Raw genomic sequence first — 15,453 nt, 5'->3', positions numbered from 1 at the left:
CCTTACAACTATCAGGTTGGATAGGTCAATCTGTACTTTAGAAAAGTGCTTTGAAAAAGTGCTGAGTTAGGAGTTAGAAGTTAAGAGTTATTAGTTTTCCCTTGTTTCCCCCACTCCCCACTTTCTTTTATTGTGAGTTTATTTGCTGATGGCAATAATAATGCACCTGTTGGCCATTAGCATCATTGTTTTTATTTTTCTTATGAAAAAAGCAAAAAAAGAGAGCCACTTGGGTCGCTCTTCAAATTATTACAGTGCATTTACTGACTACAATCAATATTTTATAATCTAAGAGTTAATACTTATTTATTGAAATTATTTTTAATAATATTATGAACTTATATGTAAATACCACAAAAATCAAATAAATAAAGAGAGCTACTTAGGCAGCTCTCCAGATCATCAGGGTGCATCTACTTACCACATCATATCATTTTATGTATGCGGGTTGTCACCAGTTTGTATATGAAGATTTTGTGAAGAATCACCGGGAAATTACTTAGTTGAGCATTAGGAATTGGGAATTGGGGAAAGACTTACTGCAATTCCCCTTTGCATCCCTCACTCAGCAAACTTGACTTGACAGACTACTAGTACCGCAGAGCGTAAATCAAGCTACTACTTTAAAACTTGCAAAAGCCTTGATATACAAAACTTTTGACTTTTGCCTTGCGGTACTAGGCGTTCAGTTTCTTCTCTACCAATTCGTTAGTCAACTTAGGATCAGCACGTTTGCCTGTCTTTTTCAAAACTTGTCCAACAAAGAAGCCTTTGAGATTGGTGTTACCGTTGCGATACTTTTCTAGTTCTTTGACATTGGCGGCTATGACTTCATCAACGATGGGTTCCAGTACACTAGGATCGGTGATTAACTCAAGACCTGCAAAGGCCTTCTCAGGAGAAATACCACTGAGCAAATCTGGCAACTTTTCTTTAGCTTGAGCATTACTAATTTTGCCCGTTTCGATGCGAGTGATGATATCTGCTAAATTGGTGGGAGTCAGGGCGATTTCATTAATAGTGAGTTTTTGCTTATTGAGGTGTGCGGCAATATCTTGAGTAATCCAGTTGGCAGCAGCTTTGGCATTTGCTCCAGATGCGATCGCAGTTTCAAAATATTCCGCTATTGAACGATCTTCTGTCAACACTCGCGTATCGTAAGCCGAAAGCCCCAATTCACTTTCATAATGATGGCGTTTGTGGGCTGGTAATTCTGGTAGTTCGCTACGCCATTGCTCTAATTGTTGATTTGACACCTCAATTGGTGCTAAATCTGGTTCGGGGAAGTAACGGTAATCGCTAGAACCTTCTTTCACTCGCATACTACTTGTGCGTTGAGCGCCTTCTTCCCACAGTCGAGTTTCTTGGATAATGCGATCGCCTGCTTCGATGGCTGCAATTTGACGTTCAATTTCGTAGTCAATCGCCCGTTGGATGGCGCTGAAGGAGTTCATGTTTTTAATTTCTACCTTGGTGCCAAATTCCTCTCGTCCCACAGGACGCACAGAAATATTGACATCGCAGCGCAGAGATCCTTCTTGCATATTGCCGTCACTCACGCCGAGATACCGGACAATTCGGCGCAATTCTTCGGCATATTCAGCAGCTTCTATTCCAGAACGCAAATCAGGTTCGGAGACAATTTCTACTAACGGGATACCTGCGCGATTGTAGTCTACCAGAGAATAGGAAGAACCGGAGAGGCGATCGCTACCTGCGTGTACCAATTTTCCAGCATCTTCTTCCATGTGCAAACGCGTAATACCAATGCGTTTACGAATAGGATTTCCCTCAGCATCTACCAACTCAATTTCTAACCAACCATGTTCTGCGATCGGTAGATCGTATTGAGAAATTTGGTAATTTTTGGGTAAATCTGGATAAAAATACTGTTTACGGTCAAATTTGCTATATTTAGCGATTTGACAATTTAGTGCCAAACCAGTCTTGACGGCGTATTCTAATACTTTTTCATTGAGTACAGGTAAGACCCCAGGTAAACCCATACAAACCGGGTCAATGTTAGTATTGGGGTCAGCACCGAATGCCGTAGAGCTATTAGAGAAAATCTTGGTGTTGGTACTCAGTTGACAATGGGTTTCTAAACCAATAATCGCTTCATACTCAGTTTTTACGGTCGTAGCAGTGGTCATAATATCAATAAATTGGGCATAATCCTTGTAGTGCTACTATTGTAGCGGCGTATTGAGTTGCCCTGAAGACGGTTATTTGGGTGAGCAATGCTTACCCTGTTGAGCTTTATAAAAAAGGTGCAAACCCAAAGTTTAAGAGATTTTGGATTTATGTCACCCAGAAAAAGTATTAGTATAGCAGGACGTTAGTTTGGCATAATATTCGGGTTCCGTTAAATACTTAATAATATCTGTAGATTGGGTTGAAGAATGAAACCCGACATTTGATCCTTGTTCATGTTAGATTTCACTGCCGTATCCTACGGGGATCTTGCTACAACCCAACCTACATTGATAGATTTTATTATCAGAATTGAAGAAATCTATCTCTCAAAGCTTTTTAATTGCTGCTTGATAACGACCTAGAGCGATTAAAGGAAAGTATTGTTGATACAGATGATACTTCAGATAAAAATGGCAAGGAAAGCCAGTACCTGTAAAGTCTCCCTCAAACCAAGTACCATCGGATTGTTGAGTTTCCACCAGATAGTTTATTCCTCGTTCAATCACCTCAAGAGCTAATTTACCAGTAGCTTCACCTGCTGCTATCAACCCAATTAAAGCCCAAGCAGTTTGAGATGCAGTACTATTTCCCTTTCCTTTAAGGCTGGGATCGTCGTAGCTGCGGCAAGTCTCACCCCAACCACCGTCTGAGTTTTGACATCCGACTAACCAAGCTGCTCCTCTTTCTATACTGAGTTTATGCCTTTGAGGGTCAATTAACGCCAAGGCTGACAAGACGCCACTGGTGCCGTAGATATAATTTACACCCCAACGGCCAAACCAACAGCCTTCGGTTTCTTGTTCGCGCAGAAGATAAGTAAGCGATCGCTCCAAGTTATCACTATCAATTGACAAATCACAAGCACCCAGCATTTCTAATACTCTAGCCGTAACATCTGCGGTGTTTGGATCAATCATCGCTTTCAAGTCACCATAAGGGATGGAGTTAAGCCAATCTTGATCGTTATCCAAATCAAAGGCAGCCCACCCACCTGGTTTACATTGCATAGATGCAATCCAGTTTAACGCACGAGCGATCGCAGCCTGTTTGATTTTTTCATTCGGAAGTTTCGCCAAATGTAGTGCCATCACCACCACAGCCGAGTCGTCTACATCGGGATAAAAGCGATTGTCAAACTCAAACGCCCAAGCTCCTGGTTTTCCCTGACGATTTTTGACAGCCCAATCTCCGTAATCTAAAATTTGTTTTTGCAACAACCATTCTCCAGCTTGCACTACGGCGGGATGATCTGGTGTAAAGCCAGATTCTATCAAAGCACGCATCACCCAAGCTGTATCCCAAACGGGTGAAACACAAGGCTGTATCCGGTAGCTATTGTCTGTTTCAATGGCAAAGTTATCAATTGCTTGCAAACCTCGTTCCACAATGGGATCGCTTCGGTCATAATCCAGACACCGCAAAGCTAGCATTGAATTCAGCATTGCCGGAATAATGCCGCCCCAGTCGCCTGTAGCCTCTTGGCGCTCTAAAATCCATTTTTCGGCGGCTTTAATGCCTTCTTGACGAAAGGGTACTAAATTTAGACTTTCTGCCAACTTGAACCCCTGATCGAGGGTGAGGAATAAATCTGTCCAATCGCCACTTTCAGGTAATTCCCACCGGACTCGCTCAACACCTTCAGCGTATAGCTCATCTAGGTTGATCGCTGAGTCGGTGAGAAAAACAGGTTTGCGATCGCACACAATCAGCAATGGTACTGTGCTGGAACGTGCCCAACTAGACATTTCGTAGATATTAACTGGAAAAGCTTTCGGCAATAACATTATCCAAGGCGGTAGTGAGGGAATACCGCGCCAGTTGTAGCAGCCAATCAAGGCTAGGTGCAACTTGGTAAAAATCCGAGTTTTGCTAATACCACCCCGTTGGAGAATAAAGGCTTGTGCCCGAATCATTGCCGGATCGGTTGCTGGTACACCTAGCAGCCTCAGCGCCATATAAGCTTCAACCGAGGTGCTAAGTTCTCCGCCATCACCGTAGTAAAGTTCCCAACCGCCATGCTGCCGTTGCTCTTGACGCAGGTAGGCTTCGACTTTGTGTAAAGGTCTTGTTTGGTCTGTTCCCCAAATCTTATGCAGGAGAACGACTTCAGCAGTGATAGTGACATTAGATTCTAACTCTGCCCACCAGTAACCTGCCGGATTTTTAATTGAAAGCAGATATTCTTGGCTGGCTGCGATCGCTGTTGCGACTTGATTGACTTTTACCCTGTCTTGTGTTTGCATCAAATACTATCTAACCTCAACACTCAACGCTAGTTATGAACACCGCACTACAGTAAAAAAAACTTTTTCCTCTATCAGTAGACATAGTATTGTGTCTGAGTCACTGAAAATTTGCAATAGGTCATGGGTGTAATTGTATTAGGATTGATGCTTTTATCCTTGACAATTTGGTTAGGATTATTGAGTTTTTGGGGACAGTTTTGGCGGACAGACGAGCAATTAGAGCTTAGAGAAACTCAGCTACAATCGTTACCTGTAGTTTGTGCGGTCGTTCCAGCCCGTAACGAAGCCCAATTGTTACCAACCACCTTGCGATCGCTCCTACTCCAAGATTATCCTGGATCTTTCAACGTGTTTTTGGTAGATGATCGCAGCACAGACCAGACAGCAAATTTTGCCGAAGGAGTTGCACACGCTGTAGGTAAACCCCAGCAATTGCATATTATCTCAGGCGAACCACTGCCCCCCGGTTGGTCAGGCAAACTTTGGGCAGTTGAGCAAGGTATAAACAGCGCTAGTAAATTTGCACCTGACTATTTTTTGCTCACAGACGCAGATATCGAACACGATCCTGGTAATCTCCGCCGACTCGTTGCGAAAGCTGTGCAGGAAGATTTAGACTTGGTTTCTGTAATGGTGCGGCTTAGGTGTGAAAGCTTTTGGGAAAAACTTTTGATTCCAGCTTTCGTCTTTTTCTTCCAGAAACTTTATCCTTTTCGCTGGGTGAATAATCCCAATAATCCCACAGCAGCCGCCGCTGGGGGATCTATTCTGATTAGCCGAGAAGCTTTAGAACGAATCGGAGGTATTCAAGTCATTCGCCAAGCTTTAATCGATGATTGCGCCCTAGCTCAGGCTGTTAAGAGGAGTGGGGAAGTGGGGAGCAGGGAGCAGGGAGCAGGGAGCAAGGGAGAAGAGTTTTCCCCTCTGCCCCCCGCACCCTGCCCCTCTGCCTCCCCCGGCCGTATCTGGCTAGGATTGAGTACCTTAACTCGGAGTCTGCGTCCCTATGACTCGCTGGCGACGATTTGGGATATGGTTGCTCGTACTGCCTATACCCAACTGAATTATTCTCCATTAATACTATTGGGAACTTTGGTAGGAATGCCTCTAATTTATCTAGTTCCACCTGTATGTGTAATTCTGGGTGCAGTTTGGGGCAATTGGGCGATCGCACTTACAGGTTTATTAGGATGGATTTTAATGACTTTGGCTTACTACCCGACAATCCGCTTTTATAAATGTTCTCCCTGGTTAGCCTTTAGCTTACCTGCGATCGCTTTTCTTTATACCCTGATGACTCTAGACTCAGCACTACGTCACTGGCAAGGACGCGGCGGCGCTTGGAAAGGCAGAGTTTATCCCAACCCAGATAATTTATAGTTGGGATAAAATTTAATTTTAAAATCAGTAGTGTTAATCTAAAATTAGAGTAAGCCAAAAGTGGTTGATTAAAATTATTATGACAACCGCAACATCAACAAATAATCCTGTTATTGTCCCCAAAAAGCTACCTTTTCTGGAGTCAATTTGCTGGCAGACGGCCGATGTATATCGGTTTACTTCAGAAGAAATGCTGAGTCGCTATGAGCGTGGCTGGCAGTATCACAATCTATTTAATAATCTTGAAGGTGAAGAACTCAATTTTCTTCAGGAACTCGCCAGACGCTATAAATCCTGGTTGCAAGTTTGTTTATGACCTTCAGGTTAGAACACCATAATCAAATTCTCACAGTTCTTGAATCCTTAGATTCGGACATACTTAGGAAGGGTTCTGCTTACTTCGGTGGCGGAACCCTTCTTGCATTTGAGTTTGAAGAATATCGCTGGAGTAAGGACGTTGATTTTATCGCTTCCGTTGGTACAGAAGGCTATAAATACCTGCGGACAGTGGTATTTGAGGGTGGGCATGAAGCATTATTTCGGGATTTAAGTAAAATCCAAGTTGGACGTAGCACAACTGACCAATATGGAATTCGGATGATCGTTTTTGTGGATGATGTGCCGATTAAAACGGAAATTATTGCCGAAACTCGTTTTCAACTAGACCCACCAAGATATCCAAAGTGGTTACTCGTTCCTTGCTTAAGCCTTAATGACTGTTTTACCTCTAAGCTGCTGTCCAACTCTGACCGTTACGCAGATGACAGCGTTGAGGCAAGAGATTTAATCGATCTAGCAATTCTCAGGCTGCAATCTCCAATCCCTCAAGCATCAATTGAGAAGGCTGAAAAAGCCTATCAGGTTATGCGCCCTTTGAAAAGAGCGATCGAACTCTTTCAGGGAAGACCAGATTACAGGGAGAAATGCTTTCTCAGCCTGCAAGTTGATCAAGCTCAGATACCCAAAATTATCGACGGTATTGATTTACTATCTACAGATTTGGGTTTATCTCAGACTCTAAGGCTTTTTCGAGAACAACATGATATCTTTGCTGATTTAGAAATACAGAAAGAAACACTAGAAGATTCTTAAACAGGTAGCGATCGCCCCATTCCCCATTCCCATTCCTAATTCCTTGAAGCTGTTTGTTTAGTACTCGCAGGACTAACAGGCAATGGTTGAGCCGCTTTCAATATCGCATCCAGTAACCCTGGAAATAGCACCTCTAAATCTTCACGCCGCAGGATATTAATGTGCTGTGTCCCTTCTTTACGTGTAAAGACTATCCCAGACTCCCGCAAAATCTTAAAGTGATTGGACATAGTAGACTTAGCGATCGCAAAATCAAAACTGGCACAGCATTGTTCCCCCTCAGTAGCCAACCGCCGCACAATCTCTAGCCGGACTGGATCGCCCAATGCATATAACACGCCCGGTAAAGAAATATTTTTTCTATCTGGATGATAAAGAAATCTCATAGTTGCATTATCTCATCAGGTGGCATATATTTTTATTATTCGATATTATCGAATTATAGAATTAATTAGGAAGGCAATTTTATGTCATCCATTACAAATGTCACAGAAGCCACATTCAAGCAAGAAGTCTTGGAAAGTGAAATTCCGGTATTAGTGGACTTTTGGGCCCCGTGGTGTGGCCCTTGCCGGATGGTGGGCCCAGTCGTCGATGAAGTTGCTGCTGAATACGAAGGACAGGTGAAATTTGTGAAGTTGAACACAGATCAAAATCCTACTGTCGCCAGCCATTATGGAATTCGCAGCATTCCCACACTGATGGTTTTTAAGGGAGGTCGCCAGGTTGATACTGTCGTAGGGGCAGTCCCAAAAACTACCTTGAATAAGACCTTAGCACAGCATCTTTAATTTAAGGGGAGTGGGGATTAGGGATTAGGGGGTAGAGAGTAGGGGAGCAGGGAGCAGGGGGAAAATTCCTCTCCTCTGCACCCTTCCCCTTTCCCTCTTGTGCCCAATTACTAATGCCCCATTTTCCACTCCCTACTCCCAATTTCTGACTCGTAAATTCTGTTTCAACTAACGGGAAAAGAGCGAAATGGACTTGAAATTGCATGGTAAATCCGCGCTGGTGAGTGGCTCAACCGCAGGTATTGGTTTGGTGATCGCTGTTGGGTTAGCCCAAGAGGGTGCATTAGTGATTCTCAACGGTCGTTCTGAAGAACGAGTAAATCAAGCGATCGCTAAAATTAAGCATTTTACACCCGATGCGAAAGTTTCTGGTGTTATTGCTGACACAGGTACTGCATTAGGGGTAGAGAAACTCTTTCAAGAAGTTCCTCACGTTGATATCCTGATAAACAATTTATTTCCCAGTTGGGGCAGGAACGTGGCATTAGCCCAACGGAAGTTGAGGCTGAGTTTTTTTAGAATGTGCGTCCAAGTTCCTTAATCAAACGCTCTACAACTAATGAATAATTAGCAGCGATCGTAGTTTACCTTTCTAGCCCTGTAGCTTCAGCAACTAATGGTGCAGCTTTGCGGGTAGATGGTGGCGTTATTCGGTCGATTAGTCTAGTTAATGTGCTTTGTGCGGGGATTAGGAACAAGGAGAAATAACCAATGACCAATGCCCAATGACTAATGACTAAAATAATTTGGAGATATAACCAATGACTACTGATATCAACTTATTCTCTGCTTACCAATTAGGGAATTTAGAACTACCTAACCGGATAGTAATGGCACCCTTAACTCGAAATAGGGCAGGTCAAGGAAATGTACCACACCAATTGAATGCCACCTATTACGTTCAACGTGCTTCCGCCGGACTGATTATTGCCGAAGCAACACAGGTAACTCCTGAAGGACAGGGCTATCCCGCTACACCAGGAATTCATTCACCAGAACAGGTGGAAGGATGGAAGTTAGTAACCGATGCCGTACATCAGCACGGAGGGAGAATTTTTCTACAACTATGGCATGTAGGCAGGATTTCCCATCCTGATTTACAACCAAATGGAGCTTTACCAGTGGCACCTTCTGCCATTGCTCCTAAAGGTGAAGCTTCAACTTATGAGGGGCCAAAACCTTATGTTACTCCCCGCGCTTTAGAAACTTCAGAAATACCACAAATAGTAGAACACTATCGTCAGGGAGCAGCAAATGCTCTAGCAGCTGGGTTTGATGGGGTAGAAATTCACTCAGCTAATGGTTATTTAATAGATCAGTTTCTCCGCGATCGCACCAATCAACGTACAGATAAATATGGCGGTTCCATTGAGAATCGCGCCCGATTACTGTTAGAAGTGACAGAGGCGGTAACTAGTGTGTGGGATTCTAACAGAGTAGGGGTACGTTTATCTCCCAGTGGGACTTTTAACGATATAGGTGATTCCAATCCCCTGGAGACATTCGGTTATGCGGCTCAAGCGTTGAACCAGTTTAATTTGGCATATCTGCATATTTATGAAGCAACAGAAGCAGACATCCGACATGGCGGAATAATTGTACCCACTAGTCATATACGCGATCGCTTTACAGGTACACTCATCGTCAATGGTGGTTATACTCGTGAAAAAGGCGATGCTGTACTGGCAAGCAAAGCAGCAGATTTAGTTGCCTTTGGCACATTATTTATATCAAACCCCGATTTACCCCGACGCTTGGCTTTAAATGCACCACTAAATGAAGCAGATCAAGCAACCTTTTATGGTGGCGGTGAAGAAGGTTATACAGATTATCCATTTTGGTCGGCTGCTAATGAACCGGTAGCTAAGGCGTAATTCGTAATTCGTAATTATGCTCTCAGGATTGTTCCCTTGCGTGTACCGTAGGCAAGTAGTTTGTTCTGAAACAAGGAATAATTTTTATTTTTGTTTTTTGAATAAATAAATTTGCTTGTATCGTAATTGCGTTAGCGCAGTGGTAGCGAGTGTGTAAACGTCATTACGAATTTTTTGGTCATAACTCAACTATCAGGAGAATTTCATGAGTTCCATCACCCAAACCCAACCTTTAGATGTACCAAGTGCGATCGCTCAACGCCGTTCAATCAAAACTTTCAAAACAGACCCCATTGCCCCAGAACTACTCAAGCAACTGGTAGAGTTAACTGTGGCAGCGCCCAGCAGCTATAATATCCAAGACTGGCAAATTATTTTTGTGCAAGATGAGGCGCAAAAGGCAGCATTGTCAGCCGCATCGTGGAATCAACAGCAAATTGTTCAAGCACCTGTAACCTTCGTCTTTGCCGCCGATCCTAACGCAGGCGAACAAAACTTGACCCCAATTCTAGAGCGGGGACTTGAAACTGGGGCATGGAATGAAGGCACGGTAAACTACTTTAAAACCGCTATCCCGCAATTTCAGGCTGGGCTAGGTGAGAAGCGACGCGAATATGCGATCAAAGATGCCATTATTGCCGCTACTCATTTGGTGTTAGCAGCAGAAAGCCTGGGGCTATCCACTTGTTTTATGAACGGTTGGATTGAGGATCAGGTGAAGCAAGTGATTGGGGCTGGGGATAATCCAGATTTAGCGATCGCTGTTGTTGTTCCTGTTGGCTATGCAGCCGAACCACGCTTAAATCCAGGTCGTTTACCATTCTCTTCTAATGTCTCTGTGGATAGAATTGGCAATCCTTATGCAGGCTAGTTCTCTCTAATTTGGGAATGGGGTATCAACACTTTTCGGATAAACCCAATAATCTCTCTTTTGGTCTGGGAAAAGGTTAAAGGGCAAAGGGGGAAAGGTAAATTTAAACCCTTTCCCTTTCCCCTTTCTCGTTTAACCGAAAAGTATTGAATGGGGTATTGGGCATGGTTATTCTCCCCTGCCCCCTTGCCTCTTTTGACGCTCAATTCTTAATCTTTGAATGTTTTAATCGAATGGCATTAATAAAAGCTCTAAGCTAGGCAGAATAGGCACTACAGGTTGAAAATATGTCAACAACAGCTTTAATTGTCGGTGCAGGTAGTGGGTTGAGCGCTTCTTTAGCTCGTCTATTTGCCAAAGAAGGATTCACCGTAGCTTTAGCGGCTCGTCAAATTGAAAAACTCACTCAATTGAGCAGTGAAATTGGCGCAGTTAGTTTCGCCGCTGATGCCTCAAAGCCAGATGAAGTAGAGCAGTTATTTGTTGATATTGATAATAAAGTTGGTTCCCCGAATATTGTCATTTACAATCCTAGCTTTCGGGTGCGGGGATCTCTTGTTGATTTAAACCCTGCTGAAGTAGCAAAAACCCTAGATGTAACTGCTTATGGAGGCTTTCTCGTTGCCCAAGCTGCTACCAAAAGGTTTTTGCAACTTGGTGGCGGTGCTATATTTTTTACTGGAGCCTCAGCGAGTGTTAAGGGTTATGCTCAGTCTGCCCCTTTTGCAATGGGTAAATTTGCACTACGCGGTTTGGCTCAGAGTATTGCCAGAGAATTAGCACCAAAGAATATTCATGTGGCGCATTTCGTAATTGATGGTGCAATTCGCTCTACAGACCGCCAAGATCCAGTAGATAATCCTGATAGTACCCTTGACCCGGATGCCATCGCTCAAACTTATCTCAGTATTCTCCGCCAACCCCGCAGTGCTTGGACTTATGAAGTAGAACTACGTCCCTGGGTAGAGAACTTCTAGCCTCGACTATTGTTACAAGAATGGTTTTGTAGGTATGAAAATCGATTTTGGTGCAACTGCTGCTGATTATGCAAAACACCGTGCTGGTTTTCCCAGTTCATTATTTAACAAACTGTCTGAATATGGTATAGGTTTACCAGGGCAGAATATTGTTGACCTCGGCACAGGAACAGGAACGCTAGCGCGGGGCTTTGCTGATAGAGGTGCTTATGTAATTGGCATAGATCCATCAGCCTCACTTTTAGAACAAGCGAGGCAGTTAAGCGAATCTGCCCAACTGAAAGTAGATTATCGGGTCGCAACTGCCGAGAATACCGAGTTACCAGACGCAAGTGCTGATGTGGTGACAGCGGGGCAGTGTTGGCATTGGTTTGACCGTTTGCGTGTTGTCCAAGAAATTACTCGGATATTGAGAAAAAATGGCTCGCTTGCGATCGCACATTTTGATTGGATACCCTTAAAAGGTAATGTAGTTGACGCAACAGAACAACTGATCAAAGCTCATAATCCAGCGTGGAATATGGGCGGCGGTAATGGCTTGTATCCCCTGTGGTTACAAGACATTGGCGAAGGAGGATTTCGAGAAATTCGTACATTTTCTTATGATGTATTTGTGTCTTACACACACGAAGACTGGCGGGGACGAATTCGTGCTAGTGCTGGCGTGGGAGCCAGCTTGACACCCGAAGAGGTTGAAGTATTTGACCAAGAATTGGCGACATTACTCGAAACGAAATATCCTACACCAATTCTTCAGGTTCACCATCGAGTTTGGGCTGCGATCGCAAAATCACCGCAATCTAATTCTTAATTCATAATTAACAGGTGTCAAATAAAGCCTGGATTAGTTGATTATCAGTTATATGAATAGCAGAGATGTCTGTAACGCACTATTAAACTACAAAAAAATTGCACAATTTTAGGAGAAATAACCATGATTTAACTTTATTATTGGACAACTCCAAACGGTCACAAGATTACGATTTTATTGGAAGAAATTGGCTTACCTTATACCATAATTCCTGTGAATATTGGGGCTGGAGATCAATTTAAACCAGAATTTTTGAAAGTTTCTCCTAACAATCGTATCCCAGCGATCGTTGACCACAAACCAGCAGATGGAGGTGCGCCAATTTCTATATTTGAGTCTGGTGCAATTTTGCTATATTTGGCAGAAAAAACTGGAAAATTAATCCCCCAAGATTTACGCCAACGCACTCAAGTTTTAGAATGGTTGTTCTGGCAAATGGCAGGACTCGGGCCAATGGCGGGACAAAATCATCACTTTAGTACTTATGCTCCCGAAAAGATTGAATATGCCATTAACCGCTATGTGAATGAGACGGGACGCTTATATGGAGTACTAAATAAGCAACTAGCAGATAGAGAATTTGTGGCTGGCGATTATTCCATCGCCGATATTGCTGCTTATCCCTGGATCGTGCCCCATGAACGCCAAAGTCAAAATCTAGAGGATTTTCCTCATGTTAAACGCTGGTTTGAGGCAATCAAAGCCCGTCCAGCAACAATTCGCGCTTACGAGAAAGCCGAAGCATTGAAAACTGAAGCGCTCGATCCAGATAAGTCACGAAATTTGTTATTTAACCAATCGGCGAAAACTATTCAGCCTTGAGCCTTTAGAATTGTCTTGTCACTGTGGCGATCGCTAAGTTATACCAATTTGAAAAAAGAATGCGACAGATGGGTAGGGGCACAACAATGTTGTACCCTTACAAATAATTGATGTGTCGCAAACATTATTTGAATTGGTATTAGCTCTAATATAGCGGTTCTCGTTTATGCAAGGTATACCCGTAGGGAACATGCCGTGCCCCTACTTCTCTTTTTCTATACAGCTTCATATTAAATTGGTATAAAGTGGCGATATCTACAATGAGCTATGCCTATGCACTGATGTACCAAAGATTTTACAGATTGCTCGGTATCGTCTTAAACTTCTGTGCTGACCCCAAAGAATAATCTTCTAATTTAAAATCAGCAAAAGGCTTCTTTTCTAACCTATCCCGTAGCGCCTCATCGAGAATCACGCCTGATGATTCTTTTTTAACCCCAATTATTATAATACTTCTCTGATATGTAGTGATATCCTGAGTTTCTTTACACTCACTTCGCTGAAATTGACCCAAATTTAATAGGCGATAACCTTTAACGCTTGGTGTATTAATAAATAATTTTTTCACTAAAACTTGTATTTGCTTAGAACGTTCTAAAGCCACACGCTCTTGAACTGGTGTATCACCTTTACACGAAGCTGTGCCTACAGAAATAATTTCCCTAGGAGCTTCCATTATCTTCTTTATGCTTCCTTGTTCTAAGTTTAAATTTAAAAGGTTAAGGCTAATAATTTCATCATTATATTTAATTTGAAAATTGCTACCTAAAAGCCATTTATATTCTACTGATAAGACCGCTATATTAAACTCAGCTACCCTTCCCTGACTATCTCTACCTGCTTTATAATCAAAATAATCGACATTACCTTTTTTTTCGGGATATTGTCTATAATTTGATATTTCCGAAAAATCAGATTTTTGCGTTGCTAAAGTAACTATACTAAGTAATCCTAAAGCTAGTAACATAACTGCAAAAAATGCTAATAGGGGTACTTTTTCTGGTTGCTTATGTGTAGGTATTGAAGGAGATAAGAGGACTAAATCATCCGAGGTCGAATCCCCGGATGATTTAGCAGCCCTGAACTCTTTTTCACTGGAGGTCTTAAGCCCTTGCTCCTTCTGGTCGGAGGAGGCAGAAGGCAGTATTTCTCCTGACTGCGCCGATAGATTGTTATTAATAGGTACAGATAAATGTTCAATTTGAGAATTTTCGAGTGTATTAGTATTTTTAAGATTGATTTCTGTAAATTGAGTTTCAATTTCTTCTAGGGAATGCAAAATTTCCTGAGTATTGGCAGGGCGTTTTTCTATATCTGATGCTGTTAGCTTATCAATTAAATTCAACAGTAAGGGTGAAATATGAATGGCATGATTTTGCCAGTGCAACAAATTGTGCTGGACATCATACATTTCCAAAGGATGGTAGCCCGTCAGCAAAAATACAAAGGTGCGTCCCAAAGCAAAGAAATCTGATTGCGGTGCTGCTTGACCATTCATTTGTTCTGGGGCGCTGTAACCAGATGACATAAGTGCTGTCATCTGGTCGCTGTTGTTGAGTTGGTCTTGATAGGTTTGGGTAATTTCAGTGGCAGTGCCAAAATCAATTAGTACTAAATTTCCCCAACCCTTCTCAAAGGGGAATTTAATCATGATGTTAGATGGCTTGATATCTCGATGTAGATATTTTTTACCATGCACTACATCTAAAATTTCTATCAATTGTCTTAACCAGTCTATGGCTTGTTCTTGAGATATGGGGCAATTTTGCTGCTTTAGCCACTGTTCTAAGTTGTAGCCAGCAATTTTTTCCATTGCAATGCAATGCAACACTAAACCATTTCGGGTTTGATACTGGAAGTAACTATCTTCTTTGGGAATGCCGGGATGGTTGAGTTGTTCCAACACAGTTACTTCTTGCTGAAATAGTTCTACTGCTTTGGCATCGCCAGATAGATCCTCTTTAAGTATCTTGAGAATTTTGGGGGTATTTTGTTCGTATGCCTCATAAACTTTACTAAACCCTGTTTTGTCACTCAACAGGCACGCCACCCGATAACGCCCTAGCAATTCCAGATGGGAACCACAACTTTGACAAAAGCGGTTTTGATGATTATTCGGGTGATTTGGTTTAGAGCAAACGGGATTGATACAAAGGCTCATGAGTGGGGAATCTGGGGGAGTGGGGAGTGGGGAGATGAGAAAGATGGGGGAAAGGGAAAGGGTTAAAGGGGAAAAACCTTATATATTGAGCCTTACACTCCTTTTCCCCTTACCCTTTTGCCTTTAACCAAGCAGTATTGGGGGAGATGCTGCGCCAACGGGAAAGTTCAGTACAAGTGACCAATGCCTCATGCCCAATCCCCCTAAACATCGCTCCTATTAATTCTTCATG

General features: G+C 42.7%; 13 protein-coding genes and 1 pseudogene. 10 read left to right on the top strand and 4 right to left on the bottom strand.

Annotated features, from left to right (window positions below; translation table 11 throughout):
• Positions 1-677 precede the first annotated feature (677 nt).
• Complete coding sequence (gene gatB, locus H6G97_RS11445) at positions 678-2,153, bottom strand: Asp-tRNA(Asn)/Glu-tRNA(Gln) amidotransferase subunit GatB (protein ID WP_190940730.1); 1,476 nt, start codon at positions 2,151-2,153, stop codon at positions 678-680.
• Positions 2,154-2,522: 369 nt separating this feature from the next.
• Positions 2,523-4,439 (bottom strand): squalene--hopene cyclase, encoded by a 1,917-nt coding sequence (gene shc / locus H6G97_RS11440; RefSeq protein WP_190940729.1) that lies wholly within the window; start codon positions 4,437-4,439, stop codon positions 2,523-2,525.
• Positions 4,440-4,562: 123 nt separating this feature from the next.
• Between shc and H6G97_RS11435 the strand changes: the two genes are divergently transcribed.
• The 3 genes from H6G97_RS11435 (at position 4,563) to H6G97_RS11425 (ending at position 6,914) form a co-directional block, all read left to right on the top strand.
• The gene (locus H6G97_RS11435; protein ID WP_190940728.1) at positions 4,563-5,822 is read left to right on the top strand and encodes a glycosyltransferase; all 1,260 of its coding nucleotides are present in this window, start codon (positions 4,563-4,565) and stop codon (positions 5,820-5,822) included.
• Positions 5,823-5,901: 79 nt separating this feature from the next.
• Positions 5,902-6,138 (top strand): hypothetical protein, encoded by a 237-nt coding sequence (locus H6G97_RS11430; RefSeq protein WP_190940727.1) that lies wholly within the window; start codon positions 5,902-5,904, stop codon positions 6,136-6,138.
• On the top strand, positions 6,135-6,914 hold the full coding sequence (locus tag H6G97_RS11425; RefSeq protein WP_190940726.1) for a nucleotidyl transferase AbiEii/AbiGii toxin family protein: 780 nt from the start codon (positions 6,135-6,137) through the stop codon (positions 6,912-6,914). The genes H6G97_RS11430 and H6G97_RS11425 overlap by 4 nt, the downstream gene beginning before the upstream one ends.
• Positions 6,915-6,949: 35 nt before the next feature.
• On the opposite strand, the gene H6G97_RS11420 is transcribed toward H6G97_RS11425, so the two are convergent.
• Positions 6,950-7,300, bottom strand: coding sequence for an ArsR/SmtB family transcription factor (locus H6G97_RS11420; RefSeq protein WP_190940725.1), 351 nt, complete (start codon positions 7,298-7,300; stop codon positions 6,950-6,952).
• 81 nt (positions 7,301-7,381) lie between these two features.
• Here H6G97_RS11420 and trxA point away from each other — a divergent pair, with 81 nt between their 5' ends.
• The 7 genes and pseudogenes from trxA to H6G97_RS11385 all read left to right on the top strand — a co-directional run.
• Positions 7,382-7,705, top strand: coding sequence for a thioredoxin (gene trxA, locus H6G97_RS11415; RefSeq protein ID WP_012412473.1), 324 nt, complete (start codon positions 7,382-7,384; stop codon positions 7,703-7,705).
• Positions 7,706-7,892: 187 nt separating this feature from the next.
• Positions 7,893-8,246, top strand: coding sequence for an SDR family NAD(P)-dependent oxidoreductase (locus H6G97_RS11410; protein WP_277883288.1), 354 nt, complete (start codon positions 7,893-7,895; stop codon positions 8,244-8,246).
• Between the two features lie 220 nt (positions 8,247-8,466).
• Positions 8,467-9,579 carry an alkene reductase gene (locus H6G97_RS11405; protein ID WP_190940724.1) on the top strand — a complete coding sequence of 371 codons (1,113 nt, stop codon included), beginning with the start codon at positions 8,467-8,469 and terminating at the stop codon, positions 9,577-9,579.
• Between the two features lie 205 nt (positions 9,580-9,784).
• Positions 9,785-10,450: a nitroreductase family protein gene (locus H6G97_RS11400; RefSeq protein ID WP_190940723.1), complete on the top strand. Its 666-nt coding sequence runs from the start codon at positions 9,785-9,787 to the stop codon at positions 10,448-10,450.
• A gap of 287 nt (positions 10,451-10,737) precedes the next feature.
• Positions 10,738-11,427, top strand: a complete 690-nt coding sequence (locus tag H6G97_RS11395; protein ID WP_190940722.1) for an SDR family NAD(P)-dependent oxidoreductase — start codon at positions 10,738-10,740, stop codon at positions 11,425-11,427.
• A 34-nt stretch (positions 11,428-11,461) separates the two neighbouring features.
• Complete coding sequence (locus H6G97_RS11390; protein WP_190940721.1) at positions 11,462-12,238, top strand: class I SAM-dependent methyltransferase; 777 nt, start codon at positions 11,462-11,464, stop codon at positions 12,236-12,238.
• A 132-nt stretch (positions 12,239-12,370) separates the two neighbouring features.
• Positions 12,371-13,060 (top strand): annotated as a pseudogene (locus H6G97_RS11385) (glutathione binding-like protein); the annotation flags it as partial.
• A 295-nt stretch (positions 13,061-13,355) separates the two neighbouring features.
• On the opposite strand, the gene H6G97_RS11380 reads toward H6G97_RS11385, so the two are convergent.
• Positions 13,356-15,221, bottom strand: a complete 1,866-nt coding sequence (locus tag H6G97_RS11380; protein WP_190940720.1) for a protein kinase domain-containing protein — start codon at positions 15,219-15,221, stop codon at positions 13,356-13,358.
• Positions 15,222-15,453 lie beyond the last annotated feature (232 nt).

The organism is Nostoc flagelliforme FACHB-838 (assembly GCF_014698065.1).
GTDB lineage: Bacteria > Cyanobacteriota > Cyanobacteriia > Cyanobacteriales > Nostocaceae > Nostoc > Nostoc flagelliforme_B.
This window is presented reverse-complemented; position numbering and strand designations above follow the sequence as displayed.